We start from the raw sequence: 20,860 nt of genomic DNA on the forward strand, positions 1-20,860 counted from the left end.
GTGAGAGCGATCGCGCAGAACGAGTTCGGAGACGCCGAGGTCCTGGTGCTGCGGGACCTGCCCGACCCGGTCATCTCCCTGGACCAGGTGCTGGTCGAGGTGCGGGCGGCCGGGGTGAACCCGGTGGACCGCCTGGTGCGCGCCGGGTACCTGGCGGGCGTGCTGCCGACCCACTTCCCGCTGGTGCCCGGCTGGGACGTGGCCGGCGTGGTGCGCGCCGTCGGGCCCGCGGTGGACGGGTTCTCGGTCGGGGACGAGGTGTTCGGGTACCAGCGCAAGGACCACGCCCAGCACGGCACGTACGCCGAGCTGGTCGCGGCGACGGAGCGCGGGTTGGCGCACAAGCCCGCGTCGCTGTCGTTCGAGGAGGCCGGCGGGCTGGCGCTGACCGGGTTGACCGCGTTGCAGGCGCTGCGGAAGGTGGGGGTGTCGCCGGGTGACGCGGTGCTCGTGCACGCCGCCGCCGGCGGGGTCGGGCACCTGGCGGTGCAGGTGGCGCGCATCCTGGGCGCGTCGCGGGTGATCGGCACGGCGTCGCCGCGCAACCACGGGTTCCTGCGCTCACTGGGGGCGGAGCCCGTGGCGTACGGGGACGCGCTGGTGGACAACGTGGCCGAGCTGGTCGGCGGCGACGGCAAGGTGGACGTGGCGTTCGACTGCGTGGGCGGCGCCGCGTTGAACGACTCGCCGGCGCTGGTGCGGGACAACAGCCGGATCGTGTCAATCGTCGACACGAACGTGTTGGAACTGGGCGGGCGCTACGCCTACGCCAAGCCGGTGCGGGAAGACCTGGAGTGGCTGGCCGCGCACGCCGGTTCGGGCGAGCTGAGGGTGGAGGTCCAGCAGACGTTCCCGCTGGAGCAGGCCGCCGACGCGCACCGCCTGCTGGAGGGCAGGCACGTGCGGGGCAAGATCGTGCTGACGGTCTGACGGGGTTGGAAGGGCCCCTCGCGGGGCCCTTCGCCTCACTCCTCGTCGGTGGTGGGCACCGAGCTGAGGAGTTCCACGATCCACTCCTCCACCAGCTCGTCGGACTCGTCCTCCGCGACGAGCCGGTTCGAGACCCGGACCCCCAGGCCGAGCACGTCGGCTGCGCCGATCGCCTCGATCGCCTCGGCGGCGGAGTCGAAGATGTTGGTGGACAACAGCTGCGGGGTAGCGACGTCATCAGACACGGCGCGACCCTAACCGGCCGCCACGAACGGAGCACGCCCAGCCCCGTCCGTGGACGAAGCGTTGCGCGAGAGCTACGCATCGTAGATGAGGGGCGTCCATCCGTTGACTATTCGGGTTCGCTATGCCGAAACTGGTGTAGCTCATATGGGGGATGTTCACGTTCTCACGCGTGCGCCCGGACGAAGGACGCCATGGCCGACCAGTTCCACCGCGAACCCGAACGCCGCAAGAGCAGCGCCGCTCTCACCGTCAGCGCCGTCGTGCTCGGCGTGCTCGTCCTGCTGGGCGCGGTCCAGGCCGTCACCTCGGGCTCGGTGGGCGTGGGCGCCCTGAGCGTCACGCTGCGCGAGAGCGCCACGACGACCACCGCGCGCACCACCCCGTCCGACGACACCACCGGCTCGGACGACACCACCGGCCTGGACGGCGCCGTGGGCTCCGCCACCTCCGAGGACGCCGCCCCGTCACCGAGCGCGGAGACCAAGGTCGTCACCGGTTCGTGGAAACAGGCCCGCGGCCTGCTCACCGTCGAGGTGACCAGGGTCGAGGACCAGGGCGGCCGGATCAAGGTGCACGTCACCGCCATAAACGCCAGCACGGCGAAGATGGACCTGCCGACCCCGTCCATCTCGGCCGTCGACGACGCGCAGCGCGACTACAAGGCGTCCCTGTCGACCAGCAGGTGGCCGGTGACGATCGCCAGGAACGCCACCGCCACCGGGGTCGTCGAGCTGGACCGCAAGCCCGGGGCGTCGAGCGGCACGTTCTCCCTGACGTTCGGCGGCATCGTCGGCCAGCTCGCCCCCACCGGCGGCTCGGTCACCATCACCGGGATCCCGTTCCCGAAGTAACGCTGCGTGCCGGTTCCGCGACCCTTGGGGCAAGGGGGAGTTGGAGGCGACCATGGCGAGCGGGAGCGGCGGCACCGAGCCGGAACTGATCCACGAGATCGACGCCATCGAGGACGGAGTGCCGTACCCGGACCCGGTGAAGGGGCCGGACGGGGATCCGTTGATCGGCCCGTACAAGCCGGACCCGACGCCCCTGGACAGCGGCCCGTTCAGCTTCCTGGACTCCGAGGTCGACGACCCGCCCCCGGTCAAGGGCGACACGTACTAGTGGTGCCGCAGACCCTGGGCGCGCTGCTGTCGTTCCTGGCCCTGGTCGCGCCGGGGATCGTCTTCGAGCTGCTGCGCGAGCGCAGGCGCGCGGGCTACCAGGAGACCCCCTTCCGCGAGGCGTCCCGGGTGGCACTGGGCAGCCTGGTCTTCACCCTCCTGTCGTGCGGCCTGCTCGTCGCCGCCAACGCCCTGCTCCGCGCGGACGTCCTGGTCGACCTGGACCGCCTGGTCGCCGGCGGCGCGGCGTACGCACGCGCCAACCTCTTCCCGATCACCTTCTCGGTGGTGAGCGAACTGGCCCTGGCCTGCGCCCTCGCCACCCTGACCGACCTCCTCCTGGCCCGCCGCCGCCGGGAGGTCAACTCGGTGGACCAGCAAACCGCCTGGCGCCAGGTCTTCCGCCGCGACCGCCCGCCGAACACCCTGCCGTGGGTGCACGTCCAGCTCACCGACGGCACGTCGTTCTTCGGCTTCCTCCGCTCCCACACCACGTCGGGCGTCCAGGAAGAGCGTGAACTGGTCCTGCAGGGCACGGGAATGGTCTACGCGGGCAAGGCGCCGAACGGCTCGGACGAGCACGTCGAAGACGTCATCGGCGAACGCTGGGCGCGCGTCGTCATCCCGGCAACCCAGATCAGGTACCTCCGCGTCCAGTACCGCGACCGCGCCACCGGCGCCCTCGTCGACACCCGCACCCGGTGAAAGCCGGAAGGCCCGGCACCCCGAAGGGGCACCGGGCCTTCCACGACGACGCCCGGTCGATCACACGTCGTAGGACTGCCAGCGGCTAGCAGCGACCTGCGGTTCGCCCTGCTGCACCGTGTCTGACCTGCTGGTTTCTGCTCGACGTTTACCGTCGTTGACCAACGCTGATCCACATCTGACGGCCTGGATACGGCCTGATCTTGGCCACGTGCACACGTATTGAGTTCATATGGTATTTAACTTCTTGGTTCAATATATTGCCGAGATGGTGGCTGTTTATTGGATAGACGGAGCAAGTTTTATAGTCTCCTAAACTTCGGCTTCGGGGCAATAACTGGCGCCCGTGTCTCGTTTATGTGGAGCCACTCGGGCGCCTCGACCGACAGTAGCTTTCGCTGTACCTCGATCAGGCCCTGCTGTGCTGCTTCGTTTAGTGCATGTTCTAGCTCAACCACTGGGACGGTGGGATATTTCTCCAGTTGGGCCTGGATTCGCTGAGCCTTGGCGCTCGGCTTGAGGTAGTAAGGCGCCTTGTCGTGTCGACCGATGCTCAAGATAGCCCCTGCGACGGCCTCGTAGCCGTCATTGAAGAGGCCCATGAAGCCGTCTGGATCTGGAAGAACCGCAAGGTGAAGTGTGTTGAATCGACGCTCTAGATGATTAAGGTCCCGGGCCTCGGGGACGATCCCGATGCGAAGTCCTTTGCCGTCTTCGAGTTGGTGCCAGTTGCTTTTGATGGTCGCCGCCGCAAAGCGTTGTTTATTTCCATCGCTCAAGAAAATGTCGGTCTTCCAAACTTTCTTAATGCGATCCAGTAGGCGAGGCTCGGCGGCTACGCCCTCGGCTGCAATTGGAACCCACGCGCCAAATTTGAAAGGATGGCCCTGGCCGTCGGGAAGTAGGACGGCGTCGCCGCTGGCATTGTCTACGACGGCGTCGGTGAAGCCAAGGTATCGTGATCGTTCGTGTCCGAACATCAATGATGTTGGCATATCGATTGTCTTGAAGGACCGAGGGCTTACGCGTCGCAATACATCGGCGATTCGTTCTGTAACGCGTGGCTCTCCACCTACAATTGCTTCGTGGACCGCCCACTCGAAGCCGTCGCCCCTCATGCCCTTGTCTCGGTGGAGTCGAGCAACTTTGGCCAACTGACGAAGGGTAACGTCTTTCCTGTCACAATTTAGGTCGACGAGATCGTCGTGACCAAGTTGGTCGAGCAGAGCGCGAAGGACTGAGCGACTGACTGCGTAGAGGGCTCGGCCGTACTCGTCGACCGGCTCCGCTTGCCCCAAGAATGTGACATCGGCCATAGGTACAGCATGGCATGACGCTGTTGACCACTTCCGGCTGGCCCGATCACTGATGCCATCCGGCGAGGGCAAGCTTGTGAGTAGGTTGACGCCCGGTATGGGGCGTCAACCTACTCACAAGCGCGGCAGTCGATCGCCGTGCCCAGCGCTCGAAGCCGTATGACCGCGCGATCGTCCCGGCCTAGGTTGCTGGAAGTGGCTTGATTGCAGCTCGCCTCTGCATGGCGCGACGCCTTCTTGTCCGCGTGCGCCGACTCCGCACGCGGCCGACGGGCGGAGCGGAGCGGGAGCCCGGCGTGCCGCGATGCGGGGAGTCGGTGCAAACGTGCGCCGGGACTGGCCGCGCGTCGCCGCAGGCGGCGCGCCTTGATCCCCCAGAGCCAAATTCGGCAGCGAGTCAGATGGCGGACTGCACGAGCGCAAGCAACGGCTTGGCGATACCGGGCACAGCGGCAACGGTGTGCGTTGCGGCTGAGGTGTGTTGGGTTCCGGAGCTGTCGAGCACGAGGGCTCCGGCCTCACGAGCGATGAGCACACCTGCTGCGATGTCATGCGTCTTGTTGGACAGGATCACCGCGCCGTCGATACGGCCTTCGGCCAACCACACGAGGTCGTGGGCGGCTGAGCCGAACATGCGGATGCGTTCCACCTCGGCGGCCAGTGCTGCGGTCAGCGCGATGCGCTGCCTATTCTTCTCTTCGGCGCCTTCGCCCAGTGCATAGTCGCCGATGGCGACCATGGCCTTCGACAGCTCTGCGGTTTCGCTGGCCTGGATCTTCGTCCCGTTGACGTACGCGCCTTGCCCGTGAGCAGCGGAGTAGTGCAGGTCCAGGTAGGGAAGGACTATCGCGGCGACGACCGCTCGGTCGCCTCGCATGAGCCCAAGGGAGACGCCGCAGAGCGGCACGCCGTGCACGAAGTTCGACGTGCCGTCGATCGGGTCGAGTGCCCAGACGTACTCGCTGTCGGCGGCCTGGCCGCTGGCGCCCCCCTCCTCGCCTATGAAGCCGATCTCAGGCGTGGCCTCGGCCAGGTAGGTGCGCACGTCCTGCTCGATCCGTACGTCTACGTCGGTGTAGGTGTCGCGGTCGGACTTCTCGGTGACGGTCTCAGGGCGGGTGTGCTTGATCAGATTGTTGCCGATGCTCACGGCCTTTTGCGCGATCTCGGCCAACTGGTCAAGCGGTCGCATCACCGGTCTCCTTTGCGCGGTCCCACATCGAGCCGAACACCTGCGAGAAGGTGGCGAACAGGCCCGGTACCGCCTCGTCCTTCTCGATCACGAGCGTAGGGGACTCGACGCCTCGGGCGTCGGGCAAGTAGGGCTGGACGACGCACTTGGTCCGGTCGGTGATGAGGATGTTGTAGCGGATGGGCTCGTCGTAGACGCGGACGTGGAGCTGCCCGCGTGCGTCCGGGGAGACCTTCGCGCCGACCCGCCGCAGGGCCTCGATGTTGAGGCGGGTGAGCATGGAGAGGTGTCCCTCGGGTAGGCCCTCCTCCTGCTCCCGCGCGGTGATGTGTCGTCCGTCCGGGTCGAGGAAGAGGGCCCTGATGACGGTTCCGGCCTCGATGGAGTCGAGCAGGGCCTTGTCGGAGTACTGCTGGCACAGCACGTTGAGCGAGAGGCCGGCGATGTCGATGGTCTTCGCGCCGTCGAACAGGGCGCGTGGGGTGACGTTGTGCAGGAACTCGGTGCGGCTGACGTAGACGGCGGTGACGTCGGCCAGGCGGGTCTGCTGTGGCATCTGGACCGGGCGCGGCACGGGTGGGGTGGAGGCCGCGGTGCGTTGTGGTGGGGTGATGAGGCTGTCGGTGTCGCCCTCGTGTGGGGAGAGGAGTTGTTCGGCGGTCCAGCCGGGGAACATCTTCTCCAGGATGCGGCAGTGGTCGGCGTAGGGCAGGCCGAGCAGGTCGCCGGAGAGCCAGCGGTAGAACTGGGCTTTGCTGGGGTAGCGGCCGATCAGGTCGGTGTCGAGCTGCTTGGCGATGCGGTCGTATTCCTTGCAGAAGGTGCGGTAGCCCTGCATGTGGCGCTGACGCAACAGCACCCTCAACAGCGTGGTCTCTATGGCCATCTGGCCTCCCCCGACGTGGTGCGGTTGGTCGAGGCTAGCACTGGGACGAGACCAAGACGAGACAACTTGAGTCTTCGGCGCGTCAGGCGAGACTTCGGCGGACCTGGGACGGGACCATCGGCCTCCGAATCTGGGTGGGCAAGCCGCGAACAAGCGGCTCCCGGTCAGAGGAGCGAACACCGATGGCGATCAGCAAGGGGTTCCGGTTCCCCGTCTCGTTCGAGGACGCTTTCCCGCAGGGGCTGGTGATGGTCGGGGAGGTCCGGCCGGACACCGAGTACCAGACGCGTGACGAGAGGGCGGCCGGTCGGCCGGTGCGTCAGCGGGTGGACGAGGCCACCGGCAAGCGGCAGTGGAAGGTCACCGTCACCGACCCGCACGAGCCCAACGCCAAGCGTCAGAGCTTCGAGATCACGCTGTTGGCCGACGTGCAGCCGGTGCCGACCACCGGGGAGGTGCTGCCGGGGATGCGGCCGGTGGAGTTGGACGGGCTGACCGCTGAGCCGCGCGTGGCGGGCAACGGCGAGTTCAAGTACCAGTCGTTCGTGTTCCGGGCGACCGGGTTCCGACAGGTGGGGAGGTCGGCGGGCTCGGCTCCGGGTGGGGCTAAGCCCAACGCCGGCAACGACGCCAAGGCCGCGTGACCCCTGTGTCCGACCTTCAGCAACTGGCCGCGCAGTGGCAGGCCGCGTACCGGGCCTACACCGACGCGCACGAGGCCAACCGCTACGTCGCGGCCGACGACCCGGCCGCTGCCGCGCGCATCGCACCGACCTACCGGCGGGTGGCACGGCTGTGGCGGGAGCTTGCGGCGTTGAAGTCGACGCCGTGGTGGGCCAAGGCCGCGGCGCTGCACGCGGCGGAGACCTTCGACCACCAGGCCGAGGTCAACGAACGCGTCGCGGCGGGCGGGCAGGCCACCGGCCCTCATCACCTGCATGCGCCTGTGGAGGGTGGTGAGCAGTGATGGCGCAGCCGAAGCGGCCTGATGTGTGGGCGAAGGCTCGGGCGGCGCGGACGCTGAAGGACGCGCACGAGGCGCTGGGGAAGGTGATGCCCGCGCCGCATGCCGCGCCGTCGCGGTGGCAGGTGTTCTACCGGGTGTCGGCCGAGGTCTACGCGCAGGTTGCCGAGATCGACCGGGGGCACCACCACGAGGCGCTGTACTGGGCGAAGCGTGAACGGGAGAAGGGTGAGGAGATCGCCCGTCAGCTTGACGCCGAGTCCTCTGAGGACGGTGAGGACGAGTGACGAGGCGTGGCGTGTCCCGGACTTCGGTCCGGCGTTCCGCTGTCCGCAGAGACCCGTCGGGGTACACGGTTCGGCTTCGGACCGAGGCGTTCGGGAAGGCCGTGCAGTTGGCGCGGTTCGAGTCCGACTTCGCGTTGGCGCGGGCGATGAAGGTGGATCGGTCGACGGTCATGCGGGTGCGTGCCGGTTCTCTTCAGCCTGGTCCGGCGTTCATCGGAGGTGCGTTGACGGCGTTGGCTCCGATGACGTTCGACGATCTATTCCAGGTTGTGAGTTCCCGCGCATAAGGTGCGACTGCTGGTTGGCTTTCGAGGCACGGGAGAGCTGTGCCCAAATCACTACGGGGTTTGCTGTGATTGGTATTGATGACGAACGGTTGGGCTCGACCGTTCGTAGCAGGGCGTTGGGTGCCGAGTTGAGGGCCGCGCGGCATAGGTCGTCGACGGAGAAAGCCACGCTCGTGGAGAAGTTGGGGTTTTCCTTCAACTGGCTTATGAACCTTGAGCAGGGGCGGCGGCGAACCGACTCGCGCAACATCGCCCGACTGCTCGGGGCCTACCGCGTGAGTCTGAAGACCTTTGAGCGAGTGATGAGCCTGTATCGGGACACCGACGACGGGTGCCTGGTGTGGGAGCACGGTCCCGGCGGGGCCGATGAGGTTCCAGTGGTGCTCGCCAATGAAGGCGCGGCGCACGAGCTGTTCTGTTACGAGGTCATCGCGGTGCCGGTTCTCGCGCAGTCGGAGGACTATATGCGTGCGAGCTTCGGCCAGGGCGCCGATCCGGTAGTCGATGCGGTCGAGCGGCGGGTGACCGCCCGGTTGAAGCGCCAGCGGGTGCTGGGTCGGCGGTCGTTGGCGCGGTCGACGTTCGTGGTGCACGAGTGGACGTTGCGGCACCTGGCGCTGGGCCGGTCGGCGGCGTGGGGTCAGTTGATGAACCTGTTCTGGCTGGGCAACACCGCCGGGATCGACGTGCTGGTGATCGGGAGCGACACTTTGCTGGGCTCGTGGGCGAACTATTCGTTCACGTTGTTGCACTCGCCCGAGTTTCGCCCGATGGTCCACTTCGACGTCATGGCGTGCAGCCTCTTCCTCGACGATCCCCGGCACGTTGAGGAGTACCAGAAGGCGGCAAGGTTGCTTATGGGCAACGCGATGAGTTCGGAGGATTCGCAGGCATTGATCGCGCGCCTGGCGGAGCAGGTCGGTGACGCGTCAAGCGTAGGGAACTGAAACTACCTACTACTGGTTGGCGTGAGTCGCCGGGAACAGCCCCGACGCCCTGGCAGGATCAGCCTGTTCTCCGGCGACTCACGTGACCGGTCTAAATTCTCCCGAGGGGATCCGGTCGTGACGAGGGTATCGGCAACAGGGGGGCGCGCGTCAAGTCGCGCGATTAACCCGAATGTGTGGAAGCTTTCCAACGGTCGCCCCTGCGGGGCGTGCAAGAAATTCGGCATCTATGCGCCTAACCAGCTTGTTTGCTGTGCGTGTCTGGGTTGGCTGCCGTTGATTTTCGCCCCCGCCGGGGGTGTGCGATGAGCGGTGGGAAGTGGGTTGATCCGGCTCCGTTCGAGGGTGCTCGGCCTCGGGTGCCGTGGTGGGTGCTGGTACCGGGCAGGGCGAAGTGGATCGCCGCGTTGGTGGCGCTGGTGTGGCTGGCGGTCGTGCTGGCCGTGCGCCTGGTGCTCGTCGTCGTTCGGTACCCGGTGGTTGTGCTGGTGCCGGTGTCGGCGGCCTGGTGCTGGTGGCGCTTCGGGCTCTCGCCGCTGGTGCTGGCGCTGCTGTCGCTGGTCGCGGCATTGATCATCTGGAGTGGGTTGGACCGGACGTCGTTCCTGAGGCACTGCTGGTACCGGCTGGTCACCGAGTGGCGGCGGGCCACGGTGTACGTGCCCCGGTGGCGCACGGTCATGCGCCTGGCGGACCTGACCAAGCTGGACCGGCGCAAGGAGTACCGGCCCACGCTGCGGCGAGTCCGCTCGGAAGGCTGGCGCGACCGCGTCCGAGTGCGGATGGTCCCGGCCCAGTCGCCGGAGGTGTGGGAGCTGCGGCGCGATGGCTTGGCACACTCGTTCCACGCCCGGTCCTGCCGGGTGCGGGTGCTGCGGCCTCGGGTGATCGAACTCGACTTCATCCACCGGGACCCGCTGGCCCGACCGCTGCCCGTGTCCGTGCTGGCGGATGCCGAGGTGGACCTCAAGCGCGTCACGGTCGGCCGCACGGAAACGGGCAAGCCGTGGCGGCTGCGCCTGCTCGGCTCCCAGCTCCTCGTCGTCGGCGTACCCGGCGCCGGCAAGGGCTCGGTGCTGTGGTCGATCGTCTGGCAACTCGCCCCGGCCATCCGTGCGGGCCTGGTCCGGCTGGTCGGAATCGACCCCAAGGGCGGCATGGAACTCGGGCAGTGCCCCGATGCCTTCGACCGCGTCGTCTACGACAACGGCCCGGAAGCCGTTGCCCTGCTTGAAGAAATCGCCGCAGAGGTCAAGGAACGCGCCACCCGCTATCGAGGCGTCCGGCGGCTGTGGGTGCGGTCAAGCGGGGAGCCCTTCACTGTCCTGGTGGTCGACGAGCTGGCCGACCTGATCGCCTACCAACCCGACAAGCAACTCCGGGAAAGGGCGGCACGGGCGATCCAGACGATCACCTCCCAGGGACGCGCACCCGGCTACGCCGTAGTTGGCCTGGTGCAGGACCCGCGTAAGGAGGTCGTGAGCTTCCGACACCTGTTCACCACCCGCGTAGCGCTGCGCCTGGACGAGCCACAACAGGTCGACATGGTCCTGGGCGACGGCGTCCGGCAACGGGGCGCGGCGGCGCATGAGATCAGCGAAAACACTCCTGGCGTGGCCTGGATCAAGCAGGACGGGCAACGGGAGCCCGAGCGAGCACGAGCCTTCCACGTCACCGACGCCGACCTGGTCGAGCTGGGCGCGTTCCTGGCAGACGCCACCGTGCACGACTTCCCGACCCGGCCGGACGGCACCGAAGGGAGGAACGCGGCATGAACGGCGAGACCTGCGCGGAACGGATGCGGCAGCCCATCGCCCTGGACGTGGCCAAGGCCGCCGCAGAGAAGTACGGCGTGTGCGTGCGGCCCTTCACGATGGAAGTGGAGGACCGGACCACCTACGAAGTCCGCTACGTCGCCGTGCCATGTGGGTCGACGGTGGAGAGCGCCTGTGCGCCCTGCGCGCGCAAGGCCAAGGCGCTGCGAATGGCCCAATGCCGGGAGGGCTGGCACCTGACCGAGGAACCCGACTTCACCCCGGGCCCGCCCACCCAGGACCAGACGGAGCTGCTGACCTTCCGTGCCGACCTGGTCAAGGCATACAGGGATGCGGTCGAGCAGGGCGAAGCAGGTCATGCGGACGAGCTGCGGGACGAGATCCACTCGGTGGACGCGGAACTTCGGCAGCTCGGTGTCCGAGGCCGGTTGCCTTCTCCCGACGCACCCCGTAAGCGGCCGGTGAAGCGGTCCACGAAGCGCCGCCAGGACGCCCCCGACCTGCCCCGGCGGCGAGTGGAGAAGCGCACGGTCGGGCGGGAGTACGCGGGCGGCTTCCGGCCCTCGATGTTCGTCACGCTCACCCTCGACACCTACGGCAAGGTCCGCGACGACGGCACCCCGGTGGACCCGGACACCTACGACTACCGGCGGGCCGCCCGGGACGCGGTGCACTTCGCCTCCCTGGTCGACCGCTGGTGGCAGAACCTGCGCCGCGTCGTCGGCTGGGACGTGCAGTACTTCGCCACCGTCGAACCCCAGCGGCGGGCCGCGCCACACCTGCACGCCGCAGTCCGCGGCTCCATCCCGCACGAGACCATCCGCCTAGTCACCGCGGCCACCTACCACCAAGTCTGGTGGCCCAACCACGACCAGCGCCTCTACTCCGGTGACCACCTGCCGGTGTGGGACGCACGAGCGGAGGCGTTCGTCGATCCGGACACCCACCAACCGCTGACGGCGTGGGCGGATGGCGTGGCGGCGGTGGAGGAGCCGGCGCACGTGGTGCGGTTCGGCCGCCAGGTCCACTCCAAGGGCATCCTCGGCGGCTCGGAAGAAGCCGGGCGTCACATCGGCTACCTGACCAAGTACCTCACCAAGTCCATCGGCGAAGTGGTCGAGCAGACCACCGAACGGCAGCGCCAGCACGCCGACCGCCTGGCGGACGAACTGGCCGTGACGCCCTGCTCCGACCGCTGCCCGGTCTGGCTGCTATACGGCGTCCAACCACGCGGAGCCAGCTCGCGCACCACCCCCGGCCACTGCAAGGGCCGCGCCCACCGCCGAACCACCCTCGGCCTGCCCGGCCGCCGCGTCCTGGTCTCCCGCAAGTGGTCCGGCAAGATCCTCGCCGACCACCGCGCCGACCGCAAGCGCTTCGTCCTCGAAGCCCTCAAAGCCGCGGGCATCGAAAAACCGGAACGCGACACGTCCCAACTCGTCTGGCACAAGGTCCGCCCCGGCGACCCCAACGTGCCACCACGCGCACACCAGCTCATGCACGCCATCGCGGAGCGAACGCGGTGGAAGGCGGAGTACGACCGGGCGATGCTCGCGGCCGGTGACCCTCCAGACCTTTCGGCAGTTCCGCAAGCAGCCTGAGACACGGAAGGGGGACGGCAATGAGCGGGAACGAGTTCGACCGGCTGTGGGGCGTTGACGATCTCTCGGCCTTCCTCGGCGTACCGGTGCACACCATCCGTGGTTGGCGCACCAAGAACTACGGGCCACCGGCCCGTAAGGTCGGTAAACACCTGCGGTGGGACCCGACTGAAGTCCGCGAGTGGTTCAACAACCTCGACCAGAACGCGGCCTAGAACTTTCGGTAATTCGACACACGGGAGAAGTCTGTCGTGGGACACGTGCAAGACCGCTGGTGGACTGTCAAGGACGGCAAGCGGGAAAAGACGCCTCAGTACGGCAAGGGAATGCGGTACAAAGTGCGCTTTCCCGGCCCCGATGGTCGAGAACGCTCGAAGACGTTCCCGGACCGGCAAAAGGCTGCGGCTGACGCCTTCCTGCACGAGATCGAGACCGACAAGAACAAGGGGACCTACCTGGACCCCAACGCGGGCCGGATCACCTTCCGCGACTACACCGAGAGGCACTGGATCGGCGCGAGGACGTTCGACGAGTCCACGCGCGAGGGTGTGGAGTTCCGGCTCAAGCTGCACGTCTACCCCTACTTCGGTGACACGGAGTTGCGCCTCATCCAGCCGTCCACCATCCAGGCATGGGAGCGGAAGCTCCAGCAGAAGGGACTGGCCGAGACGTACCGGCGGACCATCTTCGCCAACGTTTCGGCAATCTTCACCGCTGCCATCGACGACGAGCGGCTGCGCAAGAACCCGTGCAACGGAAAGTCGGTCATCAAGCCGCGGGGCGAGTACCCGAAGATCGTCCCGTGGGTGGAAGAGCGAGTGCACGCGGTTCGCGCGAGCCTGGGGGAGCGGTACCGCGTCGCGGTGAACCTCGGTGCGGGGTGTGGCCTGCGGCAGGGTGAGGTTTTCGGTTTCTCGCCCGATGACGTGGATGAGTCGGAGGGTGTCATTCACGTGCTGCGGCAGATCAAGATCGTGCGCGGAAAGATGGTCTTCGCGCCGCCGAAGCACGGCAAGACCCGTGATGTTCCTCTGGCCGCAAGCGTGGCGGATGCCATCAAAGCGCATGTGGAGGAATACAAGCCGCTGCCGATCACGCTTCCCTGGGGCGCACCTGACGGCAAGCCCATGACGGTGCCACTGATGATCTACACGCGTGAGTCCAAGCAGCTCTACCGGCACTCGTTCAACCACCACGTGTGGAAACCGGCCCTGAGGGCGGCCGGAGTGAAGGCGCCAGGTCGCGCTGAGGGCTTCCACGCGCTGAGGCACTTCTACGCCTCGTCGCTCCTGGAAGAGGGCGTCAGCATCCGGGCGCTCGCTGAGTACCTGGGGCACGCTGACCCGGCATTCACTCTTCGGGTGTACACGCACCTGATGCCCGCGAGCCACGAGCGGACCCGGGCGGCAGTGGACAAGGTGTTCGGAGCGAAGCTGGCGGAAGCGGCATGACGGCCGGAACGACCGAGGGCCGGACGACTGAGACAGTCGTCCGGCCCTCGGCCTGTGGAGCGTCTGGCGGCCTCTCCAGCTCAGACGGCCTGGAGACGGCCTACGTGGGGCTTCAACCAACGAAACCGCTGGTCAAAGCCCCGCGCCGATCACACGTCGTAGTAGAGCGCGAACTCGTAGGGGTTCGGGCGCAGCCGCAGCGGGTCGATCTCCTGCTCCCGCTTGAACGAGATCCAGGTGTCGATGACGTCCGGCGTGAACACGCCGCCCTCCAGCAGGTACTCGTGGTCCGCTTCGAGGGTGTCCAGCACCGCGTCCAGGGACGCCGGCACCTGCTTGACGTCGCGGGCCTCCTCGGGCGGCAGCTCGTAGAGGTCCTTGTCGATCGGGGCCGGCGGCTCGATCTTGTTCTTCACGCCGTCCAGGCCCGCCATCACCATGGCCGAGAAGGCCAGGTACGGGTTGCCCGACGAGTCGGGGCAGCGGAACTCGATGCGCTTGGCCTTCGGGTTGTTGCCGGTGATCGGGATGCGTACGCACGCCGAGCGGTTGCGCTGCGAGTACACCAGGCTGACCGGGGCCTCGTAGCCGGGCACCAGGCGGTGGTAGGAGTTCACCGTCGGGTTGGTGAAGGCCAGCAGCGACGGCGCGTGGTGCAGGATGCCGCCGATGTAGTGGCGCGCCGTGTCGGACAGGCCCGCGTAGCCGGACTCGTCGTGGAACAGCGGCTGGCCGTCCTTCCACAGCGACTGGTGGGTGTGCATGCCCGAGCCGTTGTCGCCGAACAGCGGCTTCGGCATGAACGTCACGGTCTTGCCGGCCTGCCACGCGGTGTTCTTGATGATGTACTTGAACAGCATCAGGTCGTCGGCCGCGTGCAGCAGGGTGTTGAACCGGTAGTTGATCTCGGCCTGGCCCGCGGTGCCGACCTCGTGGTGCGCGCGCTCCACGGAGAAGCCGTTGCCCTCCAGGTTCAGCACCATCTTGTCGCGCAGGTCGGCGTAGTGGTCGGTCGGCGTGACCGGGAAGTAGCCGCCCTTGTACTTGACCTTGTAACCGCGGTTGCCGCCCTCTTCCTCGCGGCCGGTGTTCCACCAGCCGGAGATCGAGTCGATCTCGTGGAAGGACGCGTTCGCGGTCGTGTCGAAGCGGATCGAGTCGAAGATGTAGAACTCCGCCTCGGCGCCGAAGTACGCGGTGTCCGCGATACCCGACTCGGTGATGTACTGCTCGGCCTTGCGCGCGATGTTGCGCGGGTCGCGGCTGTACGCCTCACGGGTGAACGGGTCGTGCACGAAGAAGTTGACGATCAGCGTCTTCTCGATGCGGAACGGGTCCAGGCGCGCCGTGTACAGGTCGGGCAGCAGCAGCATGTCCGACTCGTGGATCGACTGGAAGCCGCGGACGGACGAGCCGTCGAACGCGAGCCCCTCGTTGATGGCGTCCTCGTCGAACGCGGCGGCCGGGAGCGTGAAGTGCTGCATCACGCCGGGCAGGTCGCTGAACCGGACGTCGACGAACTTCACGCCCTCGTCGGAGATGAACTTCAGGACCTCGTCGGGATTCTTGAACACCCTCGTCGACTCCTCTGCTGCGCTGGGGGCGTGGTTGAGCGCCGCTGCGTGGTGCGGCCTGCCATCGTGGCGAAACTAAGACCGCGGTGTTGCCCGGCAGTCACCCTGGTGTTTCGCCAGTGTTAACGGGCCTCCCGCGCAGGGCAACCCGACCGGTGCTCCTCACCCGCTGAGCACGGCCTTACTCTGGTGGGGTGAGCAAGTGGACCGGTTCGTGGTTGTCTGGCCCTCGTTCGGCGCTTGAGCCCGGTGACTCCGGCCAGCGGTGGAAGGGCGAACGCCTGGGACTGCCGCGGTCGGGCCCCGGCTCGGTCGCCTCGACGGGCAGGCGCGCCCTGGCGATCCTGGTCGACTTCCTCCTGTCGGGCGGGGTGGCGAGCCTGTTCACCATGCCCGAGCTGCCGCGCAACTGGAGTCTGCTGGCCTGGTTCGCCATCACCGTCGTCGCGGTCGGCTTCTTCGGCTTCACCCCTGGTCACGCGCTCTTCGGCCTCCGGGTCGCGCGCCTGGACGGCGCCGGGATCGTCGGCCTGCCCCGGGCGGTCCTGCGGACCGCGTTGATCTTCCCCATCATCCCGGCCGTGGTCTGGGACGCCGACGGCAGGGGGCTCCACGACAAGGCTGCGGGCACCGTCGTCATCCGGGTGCGCTGAGCTGCTGGAACACTCCGGCACCGCGCCCGCTCGGTGCGGTTCGCGGTGCCGGGGTGGAGGACACGCGGTGCTGGAGTGGAGGACACGCGGTGTCCGAGTGGAGGACACGCGCGGGTTGGACGTGGAACTCGCCGGGGCCGGACGTTCGACACGACGGGTCCGGACGTTCGACTCGCGGGGGCTGGGTGCATGACGCGCGAGGCCCGAGCGCATGACACGCCGGTGGGTCAGCGGCGGCGCATGGCGCGCTGGACGTTGCGCATCTTGGCGCCCTGGGGCATCGGGCCCTTGGGCAGGGCGGCACCGCGGCTGGCCAGGGCGGCCAGGCGGTTCTCCAGGGTGTCGACCTGGGCGGCCGAGATGTTGCGCGGCAGCTTCATCAGGTGGCCCTGCAGCTTGCGCAGCGGCACCTGGTTGTCCTCCGAGCCGACGATGACGTCGTAGATCGGGGTGTCGCCGATCACGCGCGCGACCCGCTTCTTCTCCTGGGCGAGCAGGCCCTTGACCCGGTGCGCCGCGCCCTCGGCGACCAGCACCACGCCCGGCCGGCCGATGACCCGGTGCACCATGTCACCGCTGGTCGTGCCCGCCACGGCCTGCGTCACGCGCCAGCGGCCGCGCAGGTTGTCCAGCGCCCACGCCGCCGCACCCGGCTGGCCGTCGGCCTTCGCGTACACCGTGCGCTGCACCCGGCGGCCGAACACGATCACCGCGAGCAGCGCGCCGACCGCGATGCCCATGGGCAGCAGCACCCACTGCATGTCCCAGATCAGGCCGATGAGGAACGCCGCGGCGGTGGCGCCCAGCAGGCACAACAGCATCAACGGCACGAGCGCCTTGTCCTCGCGGCGCTGCATCTTGAACGCCTCGAGGATCTGGCCGCGCCGCTGCTTCGATGCCGCGCGCCGCGCCTTCGCCGCTTCCTTGGCGGCAGCCTTCGCAGCCGCCTTGTCCTGCTTACCAGCCATGCCCACCAGGATACGGCGCGCCGCGTCGCCCCATCACAGGAGTACGCACAGTGCTCTGCGAGGATGCACCGCATGGACCGGCTGCTGGAGGGACTGGACCCGGAACAGCGCGCCGCCGTGGAAGCACCCCGCGGCCCGGTCTGCGTCCTGGCGGGCGCGGGCACCGGCAAGACCCGCACCATCACCCACCGCATCGCCCACCTGGTCCAGCGCGGGCACGTCGCCGCCGGTCAGGTCCTCGCGGTCACGTTCACCGCGCGCGCGGCGGGCGAGATGCGCACCCGGCTGCGGGCGCTCGGCGTGCACGGCGCGCAGGCCCGCACGTTCCATGCCGCCTCCCTGCGCCAGCTCCGCTACTTCTGGCCGCGCGTGGTCGGCGGCGAGCCGTGGCAGCTGATCGACCGGAACAAGCTGCGCCTGGTCGCCCAGGCCGCCCACCGGGTGGGCCTGTCCACCGAGTCCGACTCGCTGCGCGACCTCGCCGGTGAGATCGAGTGGGCCAAGGCGTCGCTGGTCGCGCCCGAGGACTACCCGGCCGCGGCCGGCCGCACCAACCGCGACACCCCGGCACCCGCCGAGCAGGTCGTGAAGGTCTACCGGGCCTACGAGGAGCTGAAGAACAAGGCGCAGCTGCTCGACTTCGACGACCTCCTGCTGCACACCGCCGCGGCGCTGGAGGAGCACGGCGACGTCGCCGAGGAGTTCCGCGACCGCTACCGCTGCTTCGTCGTCGACGAGTACCAGGACGTCACGCCGCTCCAGCAGCGCGTGCTCGACGCGTGGCTGGGGCAGCGCGACGACCTGACCGTCGTCGGCGACGCCAACCAGACCATCTACTCCTTCGCCGGCGCCTCGCCGGTGCCGCTGCTGAACTTCCCGCGCCGCTTCCCGCACGCCACCGTGGTGCGGCTGGAGCGCGACTACCGGTCGACGCCGCAGGTCGTCGCCCTGGCCAACCAGGTCATCAGCTGGGCGCGCGGCCGCCCCGCCGGCTCCCGGCTCAAGCTGATCGGCCAGCGCCCGGACGGCCCGCGGCCGGCGTTCACCGAGTTCGACGACGAGTCGCTGGAGGCGGGCGCCGTCGCGCGGCGGGTGAAGGAGCTGCTGGACGACGGCGTGGCGGCCAGCGAGATCGCCGTCCTGTACCGGGTCAACGCCCAGTCGGAGCTCTACGAGCAGGCGCTGGCCGAGGTCGGCGTGCCCTACCAGGTGCGCGGGGGCGAGCGGTTCTTCCAGCGCGCCGAGGTGCGGCAGGCGATGGTCGCCCTGCGCGCCGCGGCCGCGCACGAGCCGTCCGGGGAGCTGCCGAAGGTCGTCCGCGAGGTGCTGACCGGCATCGGCCTCACCGACGAACCCCCCGCCGGCGGCGCGGCCAGGGAGAAGTGGGAGTCGCTGCTCGCGCTGGTCGAGCTGGCCGAGGAGCTGGTCGGCCAGGTCGAGGGCGCGGACCTGCCCAAGTTCTGCGCCGAGCTGGACATGCGCGCCGAGGCCCAGCACCCGCCGACCGTGGAGGGCGTGACGCTCGCGTCCCTGCACGCGGCGAAGGGCCTGGAGTGGGACGCGGTGTTCCTGGTCGGGCTGGTCGAGGGCACCCTGCCGATCCAGCACGCGGACGGCGACGACGCGGCGGTCGAGGAGGAGCGCCGGCTGCTGTACGTGGGGGTGACCCGGGCCCGCGAGCACCTGTGGCTGTCGTGGGCGCTGGCGCGCGCCGCGGGCGGTCGGCGCTACCGGCGCCGGAGCCGGTTCCTCTACGGGCTGATCCCGGAGGACCACCCCGCCTCGCGCACGGTCGCCGCCAAGCGCGAGCCGCTGCAGCGCAGGCCCAAGCCGCAGTGCCGCGTGTGCGGGTCGGCGCTGGTCGACGCGCGGTCGATCAAGCTGAGCCGGTGCTCCTCGTGCCCGTCGGACCTCGACGAGGAGCTGCTGACCCGGCTGCGCGCGTGGCGGGCGGACCGGGCGCGCGAGCTGAAGGTGCCCGCGTACGTCGTCTTCACCGACGCGACGCTCGTGGCGATCGCCGAGCAGCGCCCGGCGGACGTCGCCGACCTGGTCTCCATCTCCGGCATCGGCGCCGCCAAGCTCGACCGCTACGGGGAGGACGTCCTCACCCTCGTGCGCGGCAGCTCCGGTTGACCCAGGCCGGTTGACCCAGGCCGGTTGACCCAGGCCGGTTGACCCGAGCCGGTTGGCTGGGGCCGGTTGGCTGGGGCCGGTTGGCTGGGGCCGGTCGTCGAGGGAGCTGGCGGCCGAGAGGTCCGTTCGCTCAGGAGCCGGTCGCCAGGGGCTGGTTGCCGGGGGCTGGCTGCCAGGGACCGGGGTCCGGCAGCCGAGGTCCGGCTGCCAGGGGTTCCGGTCGCCGGGGCCCGCTCGGCGAGTGCGGGCTGGCGGGTGCGGGGCGGCGAGGGCTTGCGTCGAGCACGGCCGTCGAGTGGGGTCGGTGAGCTGGGTGGATGCCCGCCGACAGGAGCTGGGGGCGGGCCGTTAATGCGTTGCGCCCGGGGCGCGGTCGGGCCAGGGTGCGTGTCGAGGGCCGAGGCCGTCGGTCGTGCTGGGGGCGGCTGTGCTGGGTGGGGCGTGTCGAACCGGTTGTCGGGGTGGGCAGCGTTGAGCCGGGGTGCTCGCCGGCGGGCAGGTTGCGTGTTCGGCCCGCAGCGCTCTGTGCAGGGCAAACGCAGAAACTTCACTCGATCGACAGGTTCTTGGAAAAAGCGGTTGCACCCGTCGTGCGCGGGGTCATAACCTGCTGAAGCCGGGCGCGGAGCGCCCGCTGGGGATTCAAGAGCTGCAGTCGAGACGAGACACCCGAGGAGGTGACCGGTCGTGGAGATCACCATGTGCGTGAAGACGCCCGGTTACCGGATGACCGGTGTTGCCTCGTTGTCCGGCGCCGCTCATGTCGCGGGGGAGAAGTCTGCCCGCGATCGCCGGGGCCTCTCGTGGGGTTTCGAGCGAGTTCAGCTGATCGAGGCGGTGGCACCGGCCACCCCGACCGTTGTCCCGACTCAGAACGTTGCGCCGTCCGCGCAAGAGCGAAGTACCTGACACCAGAACTGTCAGGCCACGAAGCTCACGAAGGCCGCGGACCCGTAACCGGATCCGCGGCCTTCGTGTTTGTTCGACCCGTTTGAGAACGACAAACCCCGTGCAAGACCTGACAGGAGTCCACCTGATGTTGACTGCGACCGTGCCGATAACCGGGACGCTGTCCAGCGAGTCCGACCTCGTCGGAGCCGGTGTCGCTTCGCTGATCGACACCGCGCCCGACGCCGGCCTCGACCTTCCTTGCCGCACCAACAACCCGGACCTGTGGTTCGCCGACGCCCCGGCGGAGTTGGAGGAGGCCAAGAAGTTCTGCGCCACCTGCCCCGTCATCGCCGAGTGCCTGGCCGGTGCGCTCGCCCGCCACGAGCCCTGGGGGGTCTGGGGCGGCGAGATCTTCGAGCGCGGAGCGGTGATCGCGCGCAAGCGCCCCCGTGGGCGCCCGCGCAAGGACGCCGCACCCGTTGTTCCCGCGGCGCCTGCCGCGACCGTTGTCCGGGGGGCTAAGAACCAGGAGGCCGCCGCGTGACCACGTACCGATCCACCAGCGACGAAGCGATGCTCATCGAACTCAACCCGCGGGGGAACCCCATGTTGCTCGAAGAAAACCTGGCCAGATCACGAATGCATGAAGCGGAGATATTCGCTCAACAGCATCGGCTGGCCCACCGCCTCGTCGTCGCCCGCAGGTGGCGGCGACTGGCCGGCTGGGCCCAGCGCAGGGCGGTGTTGAAGGCCCGCGCGATCTGATGCGAGACCGGCCCGCCCACCCCGTCACCACGACGGGGTGGGCGGGCCGCGTCGCATCCACGGCCGGGTCACCGGGGGAGGTGGGCGATCCGGTCGCGGTGGAGGAGGCGGCTCAGGTCGGGCGGGAGGCCCAGGTCGGGCGGCAGGCTCGGGTCAGGTGGAGGCTCC

Annotated in this window: 23 protein-coding genes; 17 read left to right on the forward strand and 6 right to left on the reverse strand. The window is 68.7% G+C overall.

Features of this window, described 5'->3' with window-relative positions; all coding sequences use genetic code 11:
- On the forward strand, positions 1-930 hold the full coding sequence (locus tag EKG83_RS04845) for an NADP-dependent oxidoreductase (RefSeq protein WP_033430106.1): 930 nt from the start codon (positions 1-3) through the stop codon (positions 928-930).
- Positions 931-965: 35 nt separating this feature from the next.
- On the opposite strand, the gene EKG83_RS04850 is transcribed toward EKG83_RS04845, so the two are convergent.
- Positions 966-1,175 carry a hypothetical protein gene (locus EKG83_RS04850; RefSeq protein WP_033430105.1) on the reverse strand — a complete coding sequence of 70 codons (210 nt, stop codon included), beginning with the start codon at positions 1,173-1,175 and terminating at the stop codon, positions 966-968.
- A 192-nt stretch (positions 1,176-1,367) separates the two neighbouring features.
- On the opposite strand from EKG83_RS04850, the gene EKG83_RS04855 reads away from it, so the two are divergent.
- From EKG83_RS04855 to EKG83_RS04865, 3 genes are read left to right on the forward strand one after another with little or no spacing between them, the layout of a single operon-like run.
- Positions 1,368-2,027 carry a hypothetical protein gene (locus EKG83_RS04855; protein WP_033430104.1) on the forward strand — a complete coding sequence of 220 codons (660 nt, stop codon included), beginning with the start codon at positions 1,368-1,370 and terminating at the stop codon, positions 2,025-2,027.
- A gap of 52 nt (positions 2,028-2,079) precedes the next feature.
- Positions 2,080-2,295, forward strand: coding sequence for a hypothetical protein (locus EKG83_RS04860; protein WP_153277877.1), 216 nt, complete (start codon positions 2,080-2,082; stop codon positions 2,293-2,295).
- 2 nt (positions 2,296-2,297) lie between these two features.
- The gene (locus EKG83_RS04865) at positions 2,298-2,999 is read left to right on the forward strand and encodes a DUF6338 family protein (RefSeq protein ID WP_153277878.1); all 702 of its coding nucleotides are present in this window, start codon (positions 2,298-2,300) and stop codon (positions 2,997-2,999) included.
- A 302-nt stretch (positions 3,000-3,301) separates the two neighbouring features.
- Here EKG83_RS04865 and EKG83_RS04870 read toward each other — a convergent pair whose 3' ends face one another.
- The 3 genes from EKG83_RS04870 to EKG83_RS04880 all read right to left on the reverse strand — a co-directional run bounded on the left by EKG83_RS04870 (position 3,302) and on the right by EKG83_RS04880 (position 6,393).
- Complete coding sequence (locus EKG83_RS04870; protein ID WP_153277879.1) at positions 3,302-4,315, reverse strand: hypothetical protein; 1,014 nt, start codon at positions 4,313-4,315, stop codon at positions 3,302-3,304.
- A gap of 397 nt (positions 4,316-4,712) precedes the next feature.
- Positions 4,713-5,507, reverse strand: a complete 795-nt coding sequence (locus EKG83_RS04875; protein ID WP_033430151.1) for an inositol monophosphatase family protein — start codon at positions 5,505-5,507, stop codon at positions 4,713-4,715.
- Entirely contained in the window at positions 5,494-6,393 is a 900-nt protein-coding gene (locus tag EKG83_RS04880) for a DUF5919 domain-containing protein (RefSeq protein WP_033430101.1), read from the reverse strand. The genes EKG83_RS04875 and EKG83_RS04880 overlap by 14 nt, the downstream gene beginning before the upstream one ends.
- A gap of 182 nt (positions 6,394-6,575) precedes the next feature.
- On the opposite strand from EKG83_RS04880, the gene EKG83_RS04885 reads away from it, so the two are divergent.
- The 8 genes from EKG83_RS04885 to EKG83_RS04920 all read left to right on the forward strand — a co-directional run bounded on the left by EKG83_RS04885 (position 6,576) and on the right by EKG83_RS04920 (position 13,705).
- The gene (locus EKG83_RS04885; protein ID WP_033430100.1) at positions 6,576-7,037 is read left to right on the forward strand and encodes a hypothetical protein; all 462 of its coding nucleotides are present in this window, start codon (positions 6,576-6,578) and stop codon (positions 7,035-7,037) included.
- 5 nt (positions 7,038-7,042) lie between these two features.
- Complete coding sequence (locus EKG83_RS04890) at positions 7,043-7,360, forward strand: hypothetical protein (protein ID WP_051765366.1); 318 nt, start codon at positions 7,043-7,045, stop codon at positions 7,358-7,360.
- Positions 7,360-7,644 carry an AMED_5909 family protein gene (locus tag EKG83_RS04895; RefSeq protein WP_051765383.1) on the forward strand — a complete coding sequence of 95 codons (285 nt, stop codon included), beginning with the start codon at positions 7,360-7,362 and terminating at the stop codon, positions 7,642-7,644. Before EKG83_RS04890 ends, EKG83_RS04895 begins: the two co-directional genes overlap by 1 nt.
- Before the next feature lie 301 nt (positions 7,645-7,945).
- Positions 7,946-8,878 carry a helix-turn-helix domain-containing protein gene (locus tag EKG83_RS04900; protein WP_170191809.1) on the forward strand — a complete coding sequence of 311 codons (933 nt, stop codon included), beginning with the start codon at positions 7,946-7,948 and terminating at the stop codon, positions 8,876-8,878.
- Positions 8,879-9,183: 305 nt separating this feature from the next.
- A complete protein-coding gene (locus tag EKG83_RS04905) occupies positions 9,184-10,653 on the forward strand; it encodes an FtsK/SpoIIIE domain-containing protein (RefSeq protein WP_033430098.1) in 1,470 nt (489 codons plus the stop codon).
- Entirely contained in the window at positions 10,650-12,254 is a 1,605-nt protein-coding gene (locus EKG83_RS04910) for a replication initiator (RefSeq protein ID WP_153277880.1), read from the forward strand. The genes EKG83_RS04905 and EKG83_RS04910 overlap by 4 nt, the downstream gene beginning before the upstream one ends.
- A 20-nt stretch (positions 12,255-12,274) precedes the next feature.
- Entirely contained in the window at positions 12,275-12,469 is a 195-nt protein-coding gene (locus tag EKG83_RS04915) for a helix-turn-helix transcriptional regulator (protein WP_033430097.1), read from the forward strand.
- A 36-nt stretch (positions 12,470-12,505) separates the two neighbouring features.
- Positions 12,506-13,705, forward strand: coding sequence for a tyrosine-type recombinase/integrase (locus EKG83_RS04920; protein WP_033430096.1), 1,200 nt, complete (start codon positions 12,506-12,508; stop codon positions 13,703-13,705).
- Positions 13,706-13,854: 149 nt separating this feature from the next.
- Here the strand turns inward: EKG83_RS04920 and glnA are convergent, their stop codons facing one another.
- On the reverse strand, positions 13,855-15,279 hold the full coding sequence (gene glnA / locus EKG83_RS04925; RefSeq protein WP_033430095.1) for a type I glutamate--ammonia ligase: 1,425 nt from the start codon (positions 15,277-15,279) through the stop codon (positions 13,855-13,857).
- A 194-nt stretch (positions 15,280-15,473) separates the two neighbouring features.
- On the opposite strand from glnA, the gene EKG83_RS04930 reads away from it, so the two are divergent.
- Positions 15,474-15,932 carry an RDD family protein gene (locus EKG83_RS04930; RefSeq protein WP_033430094.1) on the forward strand — a complete coding sequence of 153 codons (459 nt, stop codon included), beginning with the start codon at positions 15,474-15,476 and terminating at the stop codon, positions 15,930-15,932.
- 227 nt (positions 15,933-16,159) lie between these two features.
- Here EKG83_RS04930 and EKG83_RS04935 read toward each other — a convergent pair whose 3' ends face one another.
- Positions 16,160-16,900 carry a DUF4191 domain-containing protein gene (locus EKG83_RS04935; protein ID WP_033430147.1) on the reverse strand — a complete coding sequence of 247 codons (741 nt, stop codon included), beginning with the start codon at positions 16,898-16,900 and terminating at the stop codon, positions 16,160-16,162.
- 63 nt (positions 16,901-16,963) lie between these two features.
- On the opposite strand from EKG83_RS04935, the gene EKG83_RS04940 reads away from it, so the two are divergent.
- The 4 genes from EKG83_RS04940 to EKG83_RS04955 all read left to right on the forward strand — a co-directional run bounded on the left by EKG83_RS04940 (position 16,964) and on the right by EKG83_RS04955 (position 20,692).
- Positions 16,964-19,036 carry an ATP-dependent DNA helicase UvrD2 gene (locus EKG83_RS04940; RefSeq protein WP_033430093.1) on the forward strand — a complete coding sequence of 691 codons (2,073 nt, stop codon included), beginning with the start codon at positions 16,964-16,966 and terminating at the stop codon, positions 19,034-19,036.
- Between the two features lie 687 nt (positions 19,037-19,723).
- Positions 19,724-19,945, forward strand: coding sequence for a hypothetical protein (locus EKG83_RS04945; RefSeq protein WP_033430092.1), 222 nt, complete (start codon positions 19,724-19,726; stop codon positions 19,943-19,945).
- Between the two features lie 127 nt (positions 19,946-20,072).
- The gene (locus tag EKG83_RS04950; RefSeq protein WP_033430146.1) at positions 20,073-20,471 is read left to right on the forward strand and encodes a WhiB family transcriptional regulator; all 399 of its coding nucleotides are present in this window, start codon (positions 20,073-20,075) and stop codon (positions 20,469-20,471) included.
- Positions 20,468-20,692 (forward strand): hypothetical protein, encoded by a 225-nt coding sequence (locus tag EKG83_RS04955; RefSeq protein ID WP_033430091.1) that lies wholly within the window; start codon positions 20,468-20,470, stop codon positions 20,690-20,692. The genes EKG83_RS04950 and EKG83_RS04955 overlap by 4 nt, the downstream gene beginning before the upstream one ends.
- Positions 20,693-20,860 lie beyond the last annotated feature (168 nt).

It is taken from the genome of Saccharothrix syringae, from assembly GCF_009498035.1.
Taxonomy (GTDB): domain Bacteria; phylum Actinomycetota; class Actinomycetes; order Mycobacteriales; family Pseudonocardiaceae; genus Actinosynnema; species Actinosynnema syringae.